This window comes from Stutzerimonas sp. KH-1 (genome assembly GCF_054483855.1).
Window position 1 is genome coordinate 4,216,455 of record NZ_CM137011.1, and the last position, 14,135, is coordinate 4,230,589.

A 14,135-nucleotide genomic window follows, 5' to 3' on the forward strand; every position below is an offset into this window, starting at 1 on the left:
GCTCAGTCGGAGGGCAGGCTGAGGTCTTCGCCGGCCTGGCGCAGCGTTTCGTAGGCCTGGTCCAGTGCATCGACGATGGTTTCGGCGTCGTGCGCGTGGCGCGAAACGATGAAGTGGATCGGCACCTGGGTCAGGCGCAGGTAGGGCAGCTCTTCCATCTGCAGCCGCTGCCGCGCCTGCTCCACCGGGATCTGGTAGTCGAGCAGATAGTCGCCACGCTTGCGCCGCAGCATTTCCAGCGCCGAAAGGTGGTTGCTGGTGCGCAGCAGACGCAGATCGAGCGCCGGGTTCTCGAGCATCGTGTTGACGTTCGGCCAGTAGCTGTAGCCGCCGATCAGGATCAGCGACTTGCCGGCCAGATCCTCGGGAATGCGTGGCGCCGGTGTGCCCGCACGGCGGTACAGGTTGAGGTTGATCTGACTGAGGGTATGCCGCCCCTCCAGGGTATGCGCGGCGAGCTCAGGCTTGCCCCGGGCACCGGGCCAGACGTCGATACTGCCGTTTTCCAGGGCCGCATACAGGCGCGCACTGGGCAGCGGTCGGAAGCGTGCCTCATAGCCGGCCTGGCGCGCCACGCGGCGGGTCAGCTCGGCCAGCTCGCCGCGCGCCGTGCCGTGGGCGTCGGTATAGATGGCAGGCGCGAATTCGTAATAGCCGATATTGAGGGCTCGCGGCGAAACGGAGTCTGCCATCGCCCCGGCAGACAGGCTGCAGAGCAGGGCCACGCCCAGTTGGAGGAATGCGTTCAAAGGATCGATCACTGGCTTGCGCTGTTCCGGCAAGCATGCGCAGCCGTTGCGCCGTTGTCCATGAGGCATATTGCGGCGGCGTGAGGTATGTCTGCTTATCTCGACCTATGCTCAAGGCAAGGCGCGATGTCGCGGGCGAGGAGTAAAGATATGCAGCGCAAGGTGTTCGATCGCAAGGTGTTCAACCGCAAGCTGGTGCTGATCACCGGTGGCTGTGCCGGAATCGGCCGTGCCCTGGCGGTGCGTATGGCCCAGGCCGGCGCGCGGCTGGTGATCTTCGATCTGCATCAGGATGCGCTGGATGGCCTGGTGCAGCATCTGGCCGATCACCACAACGCCGAAGCGCTGGGGCTGTGCTGCGACGTCAGTGACGCCGAGGCGGTGCAGCGCGCGGTGACGCTGGTGATCGAGCGTTACGGCGGCATTGATGTGCTGGTCAACAACGCCGGCATCACCCATCGCAGCCCGGTGGCGAGCACCAGCCTGGCGGTGTTCCAGCGGGTGATGGCGGTGAATTTCTACGGCGCGCTGCATTGCACCCAGGCGGCACTGCCCAGCCTGATCGCCCGGGACGGGCAGATCATCGTGCTCAGCTCGCTTTCGCAGTATGCCCCTGTGCCCAACCGCGCCGCCTACAACGCCAGCAAGCACGCGCTGCACGGGCTGTTCGAGACGCTGCGCGGCGAGCTGAGCGATACCGGGGTGCATGTGATGCTGGTCTGCCCCGGTTACACCGCCACCGACCTGCGCAAGAACGTGCTGGTCGGCGACGGCTCCACCGCACCGTCGCCGGTGCTGGACATCGGCCGGGTCGCCTCGCCACAGGATGTCGCCGAGGCGATCTACCAGGGCGCGCTGCGTCGGCGCCCGCTGCTGGTGCACTCCAATCTGGACTGGAAGGCGCGGCTGCTGGCGCGCTGGTGTCCGCGCCTGTACCAGCAGCTGCTGCTGCCACGGCTGCTCGGCAGTCGAACCTGATGCCCCGCGGTCACTCGCCGCTGCCGTAGAGCTGCTCCATCAGCGCGGCGTCCCAGTAGGCTGCCTCGATCTTGTGGCCGTCCAGATCACGGACGAAGCACCCGTAATAGGGCTCGCCATACTCCGGCCGTGGTCCCGGGGCGCCTTCATCGACCGCGCCGGCGGCAATGGCGGCTCGGTGGAAGGCGTCCACGGCAGCCTGATCGGCAGCGAAGAAGCCTACATGGGTGCCGTTGCCGACGGAGGCCGTGCCGCCGTCGAACGGGCGTTGGACCCAGAATTCCGGGTATTCGCGGCCCCAGGCGACCGCGCCCGGATGTTCGAGGATGCGTTTGCAGCCGAGGGTGGCGAGGACCTGGTCATAGAAGGCAACCGCCTCGTCGAAGCGATTGCTGCCCAGGGAAATGTGGGAAAGGATGCTGGGGTTCTGTTCGGCCATGGTGCGTTCTCCTTGAATGGCCAAGCAAGCCTAGCAGGCCATCGGCGCCTGGCCGCGGGACCAGCCGAACGGCGACTCAGCCGGGCTCCGACTGCCTTGCCGGCGGTTCGCTGCAGAGCATGAAGCAGCGGAACAGCATGATGGTCGGCAGCAGTTGCAGCAGGCCGACCACGCCATCCAGCAGCATCGCCGGCAATAGCGGTGGGGTCTCGTCAGCGAACAGTTGAGCGGCGATCCAGACCTCGAGCATCCAGACCGGCAACAGCACGGTCATCACACAGCCCAGGATCAGCAGAAAATGCCCGCGGGTGAGGAGGAAGCTCTGCTTCAGCGCTGCCAGCGGTGTCAGCCCGCGCAGCACCAGCAGGTACTCGGCGAAGGCGATCTTGACCATTACCCAGATGCCCGGCAGCACGAACAGCGAGGCGCCGAGCAGGATCAACAGCGTGCCCAGCCCCGAAAGCACAGCCAATGCTGGCCACAATGGCAGCGCCCGGGCATAGACCGCGCCCAGAGCCGGATCATGGCCACGGCTGCGCGCGTCCAGAAAGAGGATCAGCGCGCCGACGTACAGCGGATAGAAGATCAGGCCCACCAGCAGGTCCAGCGCGGGCAGGACGTCTTCGCCGAGCCAGTGGTCGAGCGCCCGACGGGTCAGACTTTCCAGCAGGATCAGCGGCAGGCAGAGCCGGACGATGGTCAGGAAGTGGCGGGAGTAGAAAAACCAGGCGTCGCGCAGGATGGCAAGAACGTTCATTGCAGACCGAAGGTGAGGTAGTCGTTTCGGGGCGCCACTGTAACGGATGCGGCAAGGACGGGACATGCGCGATTTCGCCGTCCATACTGGCGGTCCATTCAGATTTCAGGCTGCCGCGTGAAGAAGATCGCCCTGTTCGCCGATGTGCAGAACCTCTACTACACCGTGCGCCAGGCCCATGGCTGTCATTTCGATTATTCGGCGCTGTGGGCCGATGTCAGCCGCCGTGGCAGCATCGTCGAGGCCTATGCCTACGCCATCGAGCGCGGCGATCCGCGCCAGCAGCAGTTTCAGCAGATCCTGCGCAAGCTGGGCTTCACGGTGAAGCTCAAACCCTATATCCAGCGCAGCGACGGCTCGGCCAAGGGCGACTGGGACGTGGGTATCACCATCGATGTGCTGGATGCAGCGGCGCGGGTCGACGAGGTGGTGCTGGCATCCGGTGACGGTGATTTCGACCTGCTGCTCGAACGGGTGCGTGCCGGTGGCGCCGAAGCCACAGCCTACGGCGTTCCGGGGCTCACCGCGCAGTCGTTGATTCGCGCGGCGACGCGTTATGTGCCAATCGAGGGTAACTTGTTGTTGCGTGGCTGAAATCCGCCGCTTTGAGAGAACGGGATTGTCTGCCAACGGGGCGACTCGGAGTTGCCAGTGTAGGATGGATGATGCTCCACCCATCCACCGCAGCGGAGCCACGTCGTGGAAAATGCTGCGCAGTTTTCCACCCTACGCCTCCCACTCAGCGGCGCTGTGATCGTAGGGTGGATGACGCTTCACCCATCCACCAAAACGACCTCAGGCTTTGCCCAGCGCCGCCAGGCGCTTGCGCACCGCTGCCTCGATGCCGGCGGCATCCAGGCCGCACTCGGCGAGCATTTCGCTGGGCTTGGCGTGCTCGACGTAGTAGTCCGGCAGGCCCAGATGCAGGATCGGTCGCAGCACGCCTTCGGCAGCGAGGAACTCGGCCACCGCACTGCCGGCACCGCCCATGATGCTGTTCTCCTCTACCGTCACCAGCAGCTCGTGGCTGCCCGCCAGTTCGCGCAGCAGGGCTTCGTCCAGCGGCTTGACGAAACGCATGTCGACCACCGTGGCGTCCAGCGCCTCGCCGACCTGCAGCGCCTCCGGCAGCTGCACGCCGAACACCAGTAGCGCCACCTTGCTGCCCTGACGGCGTACCACGGCCTTGCCGATTTCCAGCGGTTCCAGCCCTGGTTCGATGGCGGCATTGGGGCCGCTGCCGCGCGGGTAGCGCACCGCGGCCGGGCCTTCGAAGTGGTAGCCGGTGGTGAGCATGCGGCGCATCTCGTTCTCGTCGCTGGGCGTCATCACCAGCATGCCGGGGATGCAGCGCAGGTAGGAGAGGTCGAAACTGCCGGCATGGGTCGGGCCGTCCTCGCCGACCAGGCCGGCGCGGTCGATGGCAAACAGCACATCGAGGTTCTGCACCGCGACGTCATGGATCAGCTGATCGTAGGCGCGCTGGAGGAACGTCGAGTAGATCGCCACCACCGGCTTCATGCCTTCGCAGGCCATGCCGGCCGCCAGCGTCACGGCATGCTGCTCGGCGATGGCGACATCGAAGTAACGCTCCGGGTAGCGCTCGCTGAAGGCCACCAGGTCCGAACCTTCCTTCATCGCCGGGGTTATGCCGGCCAGGCGCGGGTCGGCGGCGGCCATGTCGCATAGCCACTGGCCGAAGACGTTGGAGTATTTCGGCCCCGTGGGCTTCTTCGGCGCTGGCGGCGCGCCGACTGGCTCCAATTTGCTGATTGCATGCCAGGTGATGGGGTCGGCCTCGGCCGGGGCGAAGCCCTTGCCCTTCTTCGTCACCACATGGAGGAACTGCGGGCCGTCGAGGTCGCGCATGTTGCGCAAGGTGGCGATCAGGGTCGGCAGGTCGTGGCCGTCGATGGGGCCGATGTAGTTCCAGCCCAGTTCCTCGAACAGCGTGCCGGGCACCAGCATGCCCTTGGCGTATTCCTCGGTGCGGCGGGCGATTTCCCAGGCACCCGGTAGGCGCGAGAGGATCTTCTTGCTGCCTTCGCGCATGCTCGAATAGGTGCGGCTGGAGAGGATCTTGGCCAGGTAGTTGGACAGGCCGCCGACGTTGCGCGAGATCGACATGTCGTTGTCGTTGAGCACGACCAGCATGTTGGCGCCGACTTCCGGGGCGTGGTTGAGCGCCTCGAAGGCCATGCCGGCGGTGAGGGCACCGTCGCCGATCACCGCGATGGACTTGCGCTGCTCGCCTTTCAGACGGGCGGCGACCGCCATGCCCAGGGCGGCGCTGATCGAGGTGCTGGAATGACCGACGCCGAAGGTGTCGTATTCGCTTTCCGAGCGACGCGGGAAGGCGGCCAGGCCATCCTTCTGGCGCAGGGTGGCCATGCGCTCACGGCGGCCGGTGAGGATCTTGTGCGGATAGGCCTGGTGGCCGACGTCCCAGACCAACCGGTCGTCCGGTGTGTCGTAGACGTAGTGCAGGGCGATGGTCAGTTCGACCACGCCGAGGCCGGCGCCGAAGTGCCCACCGGTGCGGCCGACGCTGTACAGCAGCTCCTGGCGCAGTTCGTTGGCAAGCTCTTCGAGTTCCGCCTCGCCCAGTCGGCGCAGCTGCTCGGGGGTCGCCGCTCGGTCAAGAACGGGCGTCGCGGGGCGCACCCGAGGAATCTCATGGAACGTCTTGGGCATCAGGCGGATCGTTGTCGTTGGAAAAAAGAGCGGCAGTTTACCCGATGGGCCCCTCGATAAGAACGGCCCCGGGTCCGGTAGGGGTTTGACTGCGATTTCGGCGAAAGGTCAATTGCGTCGTTCGACAATGTAGCGCGCCAGCTCGCGCAGCGGCTCGGCGGCGGTATCGAACGGCCGCAGGGCGTGCAGTGCCTGGTCGCGCAACTCCAGTGCATAGGCCTTGGCCGCGTCCATGCCGAGCAGGGCCGGGTAGGTGGGTTTGTCCCGGGCGATGTCGGCACCTTGGTGCTTGCCGAGCGTCGCGGTGTCGCTTTCCACGTCGAGAATGTCGTCCTGGACCTGGAAGGCCAGGCCGATGGCGCGGGCGTACTGGCTCAGCGAGGCGAGGTTGTCGGCATCGGCACGGCCACTGGCCAGCGCGCCGAGCTGCACGCTGGCCTCGATCAGCGCCCCGGTCTTGTGTCGGTGCATCAGCTCGAGGGCGTCGCGATCGAGCTTGAGGCCCACCGAACCGAGGTCGATGGCCTGACCGCCGACCATGCCCGCCGGCCCGGCGGCGCGCGCCAGCACGGCGAACATGCGCAGGCGCAGCGTGGCGTCCTGCGGATTGTGTTCGGCCTGGGCCATGGCCTCGAAGGCCAGACTCTGCAGGCCGTCGCCGGCAAGGATGGCGCAGGCCTCGTCGAAAGCCTTGTGGGTGGTGGGCTGGCCGCGACGCAGGTCGTCGTCGTCCATCGCCGGCAGATCGTCGTGCACCAGCGAATAGGCATGGATCAGCTCGACCGCGCAGGCAGCGCCGTCGGCGCTGGCCTTGTCACCATTCAATGCTTCGCAGGCGGCGTAGACCAGCAGCGGGCGGACGCGCTTGCCACCGTTCATCACGCTGTAGCGCATGGCCTGGTAGAGCCGCTCGAGCTGCGGCAGCGGCGGGACGAAGAGGGCTTCGAGGCAGCCGTCGACGCGCTGCTGACAGCCTTTCTGGTAGTCGCCGATCATCATGCTTCGGGGTCCGACTCGAAGGGGGCTTCCTGCAGGCTGCCGTCGCGTTCCAGCAAGATCTGCACCTTCTGCTCGGCCTGGCTCAGCGCCGCCTGGCAGTCGCGGGTCAGGCCGATGCCCTGTTCGAAGCAGGTCAGCGAGTCTTCCAGCGACAGCTCGCCGCTCTCCAGGCGCTCCACCAGCTGTTGCAGCTCGGCAAGGGATTGTTCGAAATCGAGTGCAGCTTTCTTGCGGGCCATGGCGGGAACCTGTCGTCGGCGGCGAGTCGGAAACGGGCGCGACATTAGCAAAGAAACGCCCGTGGCAGCCACAAGGTTTGCCCGCGTGATGTGTATCAACCTGCGTAGGCCGGCGGGGTGCCCGTCAACCCGCTCCGCCGCTCAGTGGTCCTGCTCGCGCAGTCGCCTTTCCCGTTCGGCGAGCGGCAGCTTCGGGCAGCTGTCGCAGAGTTCGCCATCGGCGCGGCGAAAGTGCTGGCAGCACGCCTTGCGCTGCAGGCCCAGGCGCGTACCGCCTTCAGCCAGCGGTACCGCGAGCAGGCCGCTGGCGCCGGACATGGCGCAAGCCGCCAGCCAGACGTCAGCCGCCCGGCAAAGTTGCAGGTTGCCGCAACCGTCGAGGCGCTGGCTATGCAGCAGTGCGGCCATGACGCAGTCGGCCGCCAGCCTCTGCGCCAGTTTGGGGTGCAGCCCGAGCAGCGGCCCGCTGACGGCCTGGGCCTGTTCACAGAAGCCACGGATCTGGGCGCCGGCATGGCGCAGCAGGCGCTGGGACTCGCCCTGCAGTGGCTGGTGATCGGGCAGGCAGAACCCGGCGACGAAGCCCTGTTCGACGCCCTGCGCCAGTCCGTCCAGGCACGGGGCCTGGCCGGCCAGGCGCACCGCGAGCACCTGCAGGTAGATGGGCTGCCAGACCAGCAGCGTCCAGCAGCGCGCCGCCCAGTAGTGGCGGCCCGCTTCCGGCCAGGCCGCCTGCCAGTGCGCCAGCAGCCTGGCCACAGACTGCGGATGCTCCAGCGTCAGCTCGTCGGCGCGGGGTGCGCCGACCCGGCCATCGAGGCCCGGCAGCACGCGACGCAGGCGCAGCAGCAGGCTGCCCAGCGCATCCGTGGGCGGCCAGCGCGCTTCAGCGCTCCGGTGCATAGCGCGCCACGGGGTTCTTCAGGGTGCCCGCGAATTTCAGCGCTCCGGCCGGATCGGCGAGGTCGAGCATCTGTCGGTTGTTGCCCAGCTGCAGGCGGTTCAGGCAGGAGCGGGCGAATTCCTCGGCGAACAGGTCGTAACGGGCGAACTTGTCGCGCAGCTGCGGCTGGCTGGCCTGGTAGTCGGCGATGCAGTCGGCGACCTGCTGCCAGAAGCGCTGCTCCGGCAGGCCGCCCTGTTCGTCGAGAATCTGCGCCAGGTAGCGGAAGAAGCCGTCGAACACGTCGGTGAAGATCGACAGCACCTTGAGCTCTTCCGGCACCGAGACGGCGAGACGGCCGACCGCTTCGGGAATCTTCGCCTCGGCATCGAGGATCACCGCTTCCTCACCGATGTCCTTCATCAGCACGCGGACCGGCACATGGTCTTCCAGCACCAGGATCAGGTTTTCGCCATGGGGCATGAAGACCAGGTCATGGGCATAGAAGCAGTGCAGCAGCGGCTTCAGGTAGGCATTGAGGTACTGCCGCAGCCAGCGGTCTGCGGTGAGTCCCGAGGCGCTGATCAGCGTCGGCAGCAGGGCGCGCTCGTCGCCGTCGCTGTGCAGCAGCGCGGCCATGGTCATCAGCCGCTGGCCAGGTTCGATGTGGCCCAGCGGGCTCTCGCGCCAGAGCGCCGAGAGCATCTTGCGGTAGGGGCTGCTGGCCGGCAGCGCCTGCTCGTAGTAAGGGTTGCGATAGCCGATCGCCGCCACCTCGCGCAGCAGCTGGAAGCCGCAGTCGCGCAGCAGCGGGTCGCGCGCCACGCGGCCGGCGAGGTAGGCGTTGATCGCCGGGGTCGCCTGCATGTAATAGGGCGACAGCCCGCGCATGAAGCCCATGTTGAGGATCGACAGGGCGGTCTTCACGTAGCGCCGCTGCGGCTCGCTCTGGTTGAAGAAGGTGCGGATCGACTGCTGCGCCAGGTAACGATCGTTGCTCAGGCCGAGATAGACGATCTGCCGGTTGGCGATCTCCGCGGCGAAACCGATGGCCAGGATGTTGTGCCACTGCCAGGGATGCGCCGGCATCAGCAGATAGTCGTCCGGGTCGAGCTGCAGCGCCTGCAGCTGGTTGTGGAACACGCCGAGCTGGCCACCCAGTTCCTCGCGCAACAGGGTCGCCTGGTCGAGCCCGTCGATGGCGCTGTAGCTGGCGCGGCTGCGGTGCACGGCGAGCCAGACCAGACGCACCGGGCTGGCGGCTTCCGGCGCGTAGGCGCGGTAATCCTGGGCGTCGAACCCCATCCGCCCGTTGTTGGCGACGAATCCCGGATGACCTTCGCGCATGCCGGTCTCGATTTGCTGGAAGTCCGACAGGGCCAGCTGGGCCGCGCTCAGCGGGCTGTTGGCGAGTTTGTAGGCGCTGCCGAACAGGGTGCTGCTGATCTCGTCCAGGTAGAGCGGCAGGTTGGCTTCGGAAAGGCCGAGGACGTCGCTGAATTCGATGATGAACGCAAGGGCATCCAGCGGCTGTGGTTCCCCGTCGCTGAGCTTTTCGATGGAGTCGGTGGCGATCGACCAGTGATCCAGCGCCAGCCGCCGCGCCCTGAAGCGGTACTCCGTCGAGCTGTCCGGCACGGCGACGCGGTAGTGGCTGTCACCCAGCGGCTCGGGGCTGAGCAGCTTCTCGTGGCTGAACTCGGCCAGCGCCTTTTTCAGCAGCAGGCGATTGGCGCGGGCCCAGAGTTCGGCTTGCAGATGGTCGGTGGCCAGGTCGCTGGTAGCGGTCGGCAGGCGTACGAGCTGATTCATTGCGGGTTCTCCTGAAGGGTGGCGAGGAACTGCGCACGGGTGCAGAACGCCAGACAGGCGTCCTTCTCCGGCAGATGCAGCAGGCACTGGTAGACGAAGCCGACCCGGCGGTTGAGCGCATGTACCTTGGCGTTGCGGGCGTCGGGCTCGACGACGATGCGGCGGGCGAACGGGTCGGCGAACTGATAGGCGAGGATGCTGCGCATCACCTCCAGGCTGAAGCCGTGCACCGGGCGCTCGCAGGGGGCGAGCAGCAGGTGCATGCCGCGGTCGCCGGGGCGCACCTGATAGTGGTCGGCGAGCCGGTCGTGGGCAGGGTGGTAGCCCTCGAACAGGAAGGCAGGCTCGCCGTTCCACAGGCCGAGGGCGATGTCGCGGTGACTGCTGCGCTGGATCTCGTCAACGTAGTCGGCCAGCTGCGTCAGACTCATGTGGCCCATGCCCCAGAAGCGCGCGTAGTCGCGGCGCAGCCAGTCCTGCAGCAGCGGCAGGTGCTCGGGTTGCAGGGTTTCGAAGTGCATGGCGCCGAGGGCGCAGTAGCGGACGAAGCGCGGACCTTCCGCGCGGGAGAGAGCGGTGTTCATGGTTTGGCTCCACAGAGAGGCGCCCCGGCCGGTGCCGAAACCAGCAGCCAGCGCAGGGTGCATGCGGTGAGAACGAGGCCCAGTGCCGAGAGCAGGAACGGCGCGGCGAGGCCGGCATCACGTACCACCACGCCGGCCAGCCAGGAGGCGGTGAGTACGCCGAGGTTCTGGAAGATGTTGATCAGGCTGTAGTCGCGGCCGTAGTGCTCCGGCCGGCTGAGGGCGAACAGTCGCGCATCCAGCGCCACGGTGAGCTGGTATAGCGCCCAGCCGAACAGCACGCGCCCGGCCAGCACCAGCGGCATCTGCTCGACGCCCTGCAACGCCAGCCCGGCGGCACCGAGCAGCAGCCAGGCGGTCAGGTGCTGCCCGGCGTGGTAGTGCAGGGCGAGGGCGAGCAGTGCCAGCATGCCGGGAATGGCATAGACCAGGCCGGTGATCCAGCTGGCCTGTGGTCCGCCGAGCTGTTCCCAGTACAGCGTGAAGAACGGCCGCGCCAGGTAGACGCAGAAGTAGAAGGCCAGCATCAGCAGGCACAGGCGGATGATCGCCAGGTGTTCCTGCGCAGCCCGTGGCGGCGTGCTCGCATCGACCCGTGCCGGTTGCGGCGCGTGGCGCAACAGCAGCAGGCTGACGGCCATCTGCACGAAGTCCATCAGCCCCATCAGCACGAACATCCGCGCCGGACTGAGGTAGTGCAGCACGCCGCCGCCCAGCGTCGCGCCGGCGATTGCGCCCAGGTGCACCACCACCGAAAGCAGGCCGATGGTGCGTACCTGCTGGTCGGTGCCTACCAGGCCCATGACGTAGGGATACATCAGCAGGTAGCTGGCCTTGAAGGCGATCATCGCCAGCGACACCGGCCAGAACAGCCACTGCCGGTCGATGGCCGCGCAGGCCAGTGCCAGCACGCCGGCTACCAGCTGACCGAGGATCAGCAGCCGCAGCGGGTGAGCATGGCGTGCAAGGCGCACCCACACGGGCAGTGCGAGCATCGCCACTAGGCACACCGCGGCCAGGTACAGCCCGACCTGCTCGCTGCGCAACTCGCCGAAACGCTCGGCGAAGTATTGCGGGTAGAACGGCATCAGCAGGCTGTCGCCGAGCACGGCCAGCAGCGTCATGCCGATCAGTGCGCGTCGCAGCGTCATCGCGCCGCCACCGCGCCCTGGGGTGTGAGCGGCTGCGGCAGGCTGAACTGCTGGAAGGCGATCTTCGTCTCCACTGGGTAGTGCTCGCGCCCGCAGATCTCGCGCAGGATGCAGGCGTTGCGGTAGCAGCCCATGCCGAGATCCGGCGTCACCAGGCCGTGATCGGCAAGCCCGGCGTTCTGCACGAAGACCTCGCCGCCGTTGCGGTCGATGCTGTAGTTGCGCGCCACGGCGAAGCGCTCCGGCGCCTGCCAGACGATGCGTTCGGCGATCGGCTGGATGAAGCGTGGCAGGCGGTACTGATACCCGCTGGCCATCACCAGCGCCTCGCAGCGGTGCCGGTAGCTCTGCTGCAGTTCGTGCTGGAAGAACTCCAGCTCCAGCGTGCCGTCGGCCAGGCGTTGGCAGCGGCGCAGTTCGGCGTTGGTCAGCAGCTGGGTCGGCACCTCGCCCTTGAGGCTCTGGTTGTACAGCTCGTCGTAGATGGCGTTGATCAGCGTACCGTTGATGCCCTTGTACAGGCCCTTCTGGCTGTCGATGAGCTTTTCCCGGGTGCTACGCGGCAGACTGTGGAAGTAGTCGATGTACTCGGGGCTGGTCATTTCCAGCGTCAGCTTGGTGTATTCCAGCGGGAAGAAGCGCGGCGCGCGGGTGATCCAGTTCAGCTGATAGTCGTTGCGGTCGATTTCCTGCAGCAGGTCGTAGTAGATCTCCGCCGCGCTCTGGCCGCTGCCGACCACCGTGATCGAGCGCTTGCCCTGCAGGCGTGGCTTGTCCTGCAGGTAGTTGCCGCTGTGGCTGACGTGGTCGGCCACGCCTTCGCAGCAACTCGGCAGATAGGGCGTGGTGCCGGTGCCGAGTACCAGGCGGCGGGTGAGGAACTCGAAACCCTCGCCGCTGCGCGCATGTACCCCGCGCACGCGGTAGCAGCGACGCTCGTCGAGGTAGTCGACGTACTGGACGAAATGCCCGAAGCGCAGGCTGTCGAGCTGCTCCACCACCCACTGGCAGTACTGGTTGTATTCGCGGCGCATCAGGAAGAAGTCTTCCTTGATGTAGAAGGCGTACAGCCGCCCGATCTGCTTGGCGTAGTTGAGAAAGCTGAAACGGCTGGTGGGGTCGGCCAGGGTCACCAGATCGGCCATGAACGGCGTCTGCAGGGTGGCGCTGTCGAGCATCATGCCGGGATGCCAGTTGAAGCCCTCGGCGCGGTCGAGGAACAGGCAGTCGAGTCCGTCGATGGGCTCTGCCAGGCAGGCCAGGCCAAGGTTGAACGGGCCGATGCCGATGCCTATGAAGTCGTAGATCTTGTTCATGAGCGATCTCCTACTGGTTGGCGGTCGTCGAGCAGGCGGGCGCCGTGGTCACGAATCAGCTCGACGATGGCGCGCAGGTCGTCCAGCGTGGTTTCCGGGTTGAGCAGGGTGAACTTGAGGTACTGCCGACCCTCGACCACGGTGGCGGCAATGACCGCTGCGCCGGAGCGGAAGATCGCCTTGCGGATCTCGCGGTTGATCTCGTCCAGGCGCTCGTCCGCCACGCCTGCGGCGACGAAGCGGAACACCAGCGTGCTCAGGCGCGGGGCGAAGACCTCGAAGGCCGGGTCGTCGGCGAGCAGGCGATGGGTGTCGGCGGCGCGGTCGATGACCTCCTCGAACATCGCGCCGAGATGCTCGGCACCGAGGATGCGCAGGGTCAGCCAGAGCTTCAGCGCGTCGAAGCGGCGGGTGGTCTGGATACTCTTGTTGACCAGGTTCGGCGTGCCCTCGCGGGTCTGGCTGCGCGGGTTGAGGTAGTCGGCGTGGTGGGTGATGTAGCTCAGGTGCTGACGCTGGCGGACGAAGAAGCCGCTGCAGCTGACCGGCTGGAAGAACGACTTGTGGTAGTCCACGGTGACCGAGTCGGCGTGCTCGATGCCGGCTAGCCAGCCGCGGTAGCGCGGCGCGACCAGCAGGCCGCCGCCATAGGCCGCATCGACGTGCAACCAGACGCCGTAGTGCTGGCACAGCGCGGCGATCTCCGCCAGCGGGTCGATGCTGCCGAAGTCGGTGGTGCCGGCGGTGGCGACCACGGCCATGGGCAGCTCGCCCAGGCGCTGACAGTCCGCCAGCGCCTGGGCCAGCGCCGGCACGCTCATGCATTGGGCACTGTCGGTTTCGATGCTGCGCACGGCGTCGTAGCCCAGCCCCAGCAGCGCGGCGGATTTCTGCACGCTGAAGTGGCTGGCGCGGGAGGCGAGGATGCGCAGTCGGCCCGCGTCCGGCGGTAGCCCGTGCTGGAGGTTGCCGCCGTGGCCGGGCAAGCGGTTGCAGACGTGCTCACGGGCCAGCAGCAGCCCCATCAGGTTGGACTGGGTGCCGCCGCTGGTGAAGACGCCGTCGGCCTGACTGCCGAGGCCGATGCGCGCGCAGGTCCAGTCGATCAGGCGTTGTTCGATCAGCGTGCCGCCGGCGCTCTGGTCCCAGGTGTCGAGCGAGGAATTGAGCGATGACACCAGCACTTCGGCGAGCAGCGCCGGCAGCACCACCGGGCAGTTGAGATGGGCGACGTAGCGCGGATGGTGGAAATACACCGCGTCGCGCAGATAGAGCTGATCCAGCTCGCGCAGCGCGGCGCCGGCGTCGCCCAGCGGGCGCTCGAGATCGACGCGTTCGAAGTCGGCGGCCAGCTCCTGCGGAAGGATGCCGCTGAACGGCTGCTGCTGACGCTGCAGGCACTGCTGCACCAGGTTCAGACCCTGCTGCAGGAGCCGGCGGTAGTCATCATGATTGCTGCGGGTGAACAGCCCGTTGCTGGCGGGGCCGGGGGCGAAGGGCACTACGGTACTGGACGGGGCCATGCACATTCCTC

14 protein-coding genes are annotated in these 14,135 nt (G+C 66.9%); 2 read left to right on the forward strand and 12 right to left on the reverse strand.

Annotated elements, in window-relative coordinates; genetic code table 11:
- Positions 1 to 2 precede the first annotated feature (2 nt).
- The gene (locus tag ACX1DW_RS20130; protein WP_458992256.1) at positions 3 to 818 is read right to left on the reverse strand and encodes a substrate-binding periplasmic protein; all 816 of its coding nucleotides are present in this window, start codon (positions 816 to 818) and stop codon (positions 3 to 5) included.
- 81 nt (positions 819 to 899) lie between these two features.
- Between ACX1DW_RS20130 and ACX1DW_RS20135 the strand changes: the two genes are divergently transcribed.
- Positions 900 to 1,727 carry an SDR family oxidoreductase gene (locus ACX1DW_RS20135; RefSeq protein ID WP_110775827.1) on the forward strand — a complete coding sequence of 276 codons (828 nt, stop codon included), beginning with the start codon at positions 900 to 902 and terminating at the stop codon, positions 1,725 to 1,727.
- 10 nt (positions 1,728 to 1,737) lie between these two features.
- Here the strand turns inward: ACX1DW_RS20135 and ACX1DW_RS20140 are convergent, their stop codons facing one another.
- Positions 1,738 to 2,166 (reverse strand): VOC family protein, encoded by a 429-nt coding sequence (locus ACX1DW_RS20140; RefSeq protein ID WP_011914724.1) that lies wholly within the window; start codon positions 2,164 to 2,166, stop codon positions 1,738 to 1,740.
- A gap of 76 nt (positions 2,167 to 2,242) precedes the next feature.
- On the reverse strand, positions 2,243 to 2,923 hold the full coding sequence (locus ACX1DW_RS20145; protein ID WP_267931272.1) for a YciC family protein: 681 nt from the start codon (positions 2,921 to 2,923) through the stop codon (positions 2,243 to 2,245).
- Between the two features lie 117 nt (positions 2,924 to 3,040).
- Here ACX1DW_RS20145 and ACX1DW_RS20150 point away from each other — a divergent pair, with 117 nt between their 5' ends.
- Positions 3,041 to 3,517: a LabA-like NYN domain-containing protein gene (locus tag ACX1DW_RS20150; protein WP_239330515.1), complete on the forward strand. Its 477-nt coding sequence runs from the start codon at positions 3,041 to 3,043 to the stop codon at positions 3,515 to 3,517.
- 201 nt (positions 3,518 to 3,718) lie between these two features.
- Here ACX1DW_RS20150 and dxs read toward each other — a convergent pair whose 3' ends face one another.
- The 9 genes from dxs to ACX1DW_RS20195 form a co-directional block, all read right to left on the reverse strand.
- On the reverse strand, positions 3,719 to 5,617 hold the full coding sequence (gene dxs / locus ACX1DW_RS20155; RefSeq protein ID WP_267931271.1) for a 1-deoxy-D-xylulose-5-phosphate synthase: 1,899 nt from the start codon (positions 5,615 to 5,617) through the stop codon (positions 3,719 to 3,721).
- A 108-nt stretch (positions 5,618 to 5,725) separates the two neighbouring features.
- Positions 5,726 to 6,613 carry a polyprenyl synthetase family protein gene (locus ACX1DW_RS20160; protein ID WP_267932916.1) on the reverse strand — a complete coding sequence of 296 codons (888 nt, stop codon included), beginning with the start codon at positions 6,611 to 6,613 and terminating at the stop codon, positions 5,726 to 5,728.
- Complete coding sequence (locus ACX1DW_RS20165; protein ID WP_003283056.1) at positions 6,613 to 6,855, reverse strand: exodeoxyribonuclease VII small subunit; 243 nt, start codon at positions 6,853 to 6,855, stop codon at positions 6,613 to 6,615. The genes ACX1DW_RS20160 and ACX1DW_RS20165 overlap by 1 nt, the downstream gene beginning before the upstream one ends.
- 141 nt (positions 6,856 to 6,996) lie before the next feature.
- Positions 6,997 to 7,758, reverse strand: a complete 762-nt coding sequence (locus ACX1DW_RS20170) for a siderophore ferric iron reductase (protein ID WP_267931270.1) — start codon at positions 7,756 to 7,758, stop codon at positions 6,997 to 6,999.
- On the reverse strand, positions 7,742 to 9,550 hold the full coding sequence (locus ACX1DW_RS20175; RefSeq protein ID WP_267931269.1) for an IucA/IucC family protein: 1,809 nt from the start codon (positions 9,548 to 9,550) through the stop codon (positions 7,742 to 7,744). The genes ACX1DW_RS20170 and ACX1DW_RS20175 overlap by 17 nt, the downstream gene beginning before the upstream one ends.
- Positions 9,547 to 10,134, reverse strand: coding sequence for a GNAT family N-acetyltransferase (locus ACX1DW_RS20180; protein WP_267931268.1), 588 nt, complete (start codon positions 10,132 to 10,134; stop codon positions 9,547 to 9,549). Before ACX1DW_RS20180 ends, ACX1DW_RS20175 begins: the two co-directional genes overlap by 4 nt.
- Positions 10,131 to 11,285, reverse strand: coding sequence for an MFS transporter (locus ACX1DW_RS20185; protein WP_200597559.1), 1,155 nt, complete (start codon positions 11,283 to 11,285; stop codon positions 10,131 to 10,133). The genes ACX1DW_RS20180 and ACX1DW_RS20185 overlap by 4 nt, the downstream gene beginning before the upstream one ends.
- Entirely contained in the window at positions 11,282 to 12,601 is a 1,320-nt protein-coding gene (locus tag ACX1DW_RS20190) for a lysine N(6)-hydroxylase/L-ornithine N(5)-oxygenase family protein (protein ID WP_267931267.1), read from the reverse strand. Before ACX1DW_RS20190 ends, ACX1DW_RS20185 begins: the two co-directional genes overlap by 4 nt.
- Entirely contained in the window at positions 12,598 to 14,124 is a 1,527-nt protein-coding gene (locus tag ACX1DW_RS20195; RefSeq protein ID WP_458992257.1) for a pyridoxal phosphate-dependent decarboxylase family protein, read from the reverse strand. Before ACX1DW_RS20195 ends, ACX1DW_RS20190 begins: the two co-directional genes overlap by 4 nt.
- Positions 14,125 to 14,135: the final 11 nt, after the last annotated feature.

What these genes read in the sequence shown, in the direction of transcription:
- ACX1DW_RS20185 (WP_200597559.1), bottom strand. Translation starts at nt 11,285, where the DNA reads ATGACGCTGCGACGCGCACTGATCGGCATGACGCTGCTGGCCGTGCTC.
- ACX1DW_RS20160 (WP_267932916.1), bottom strand. Translation starts at nt 6,613, where the DNA reads ATGATCGGCGACTACCAGAAAGGCTGTCAGCAGCGCGTCGACGGCTGC.
- ACX1DW_RS20170 (WP_267931270.1), bottom strand. Translation starts at nt 7,758, where the DNA reads ATGCACCGGAGCGCTGAAGCGCGCTGGCCGCCCACGGATGCGCTGGGC.
- dxs (WP_267931271.1), bottom strand. Translation starts at nt 5,617, where the DNA reads ATGCCCAAGACGTTCCATGAGATTCCTCGGGTGCGCCCCGCGACGCCC.
- ACX1DW_RS20130 (WP_458992256.1), bottom strand. Translation starts at nt 818, where the DNA reads ATGCCTCATGGACAACGGCGCAACGGCTGCGCATGCTTGCCGGAACAG.
- ACX1DW_RS20145 (WP_267931272.1), bottom strand. Translation starts at nt 2,923, where the DNA reads ATGAACGTTCTTGCCATCCTGCGCGACGCCTGGTTTTTCTACTCCCGC.
- ACX1DW_RS20135 (WP_110775827.1), top strand. Translation starts at nt 900, where the DNA reads ATGCAGCGCAAGGTGTTCGATCGCAAGGTGTTCAACCGCAAGCTGGTG.
- ACX1DW_RS20165 (WP_003283056.1), bottom strand. Translation starts at nt 6,855, where the DNA reads ATGGCCCGCAAGAAAGCTGCACTCGATTTCGAACAATCCCTTGCCGAG.
- ACX1DW_RS20190 (WP_267931267.1), bottom strand. Translation starts at nt 12,601, where the DNA reads ATGAACAAGATCTACGACTTCATAGGCATCGGCATCGGCCCGTTCAAC.
- ACX1DW_RS20180 (WP_267931268.1), bottom strand. Translation starts at nt 10,134, where the DNA reads ATGAACACCGCTCTCTCCCGCGCGGAAGGTCCGCGCTTCGTCCGCTAC.
- ACX1DW_RS20140 (WP_011914724.1), bottom strand. Translation starts at nt 2,166, where the DNA reads ATGGCCGAACAGAACCCCAGCATCCTTTCCCACATTTCCCTGGGCAGC.
- ACX1DW_RS20195 (WP_458992257.1), bottom strand. Translation starts at nt 14,124, where the DNA reads ATGGCCCCGTCCAGTACCGTAGTGCCCTTCGCCCCCGGCCCCGCCAGC.
- ACX1DW_RS20175 (WP_267931269.1), bottom strand. Translation starts at nt 9,550, where the DNA reads ATGAATCAGCTCGTACGCCTGCCGACCGCTACCAGCGACCTGGCCACC.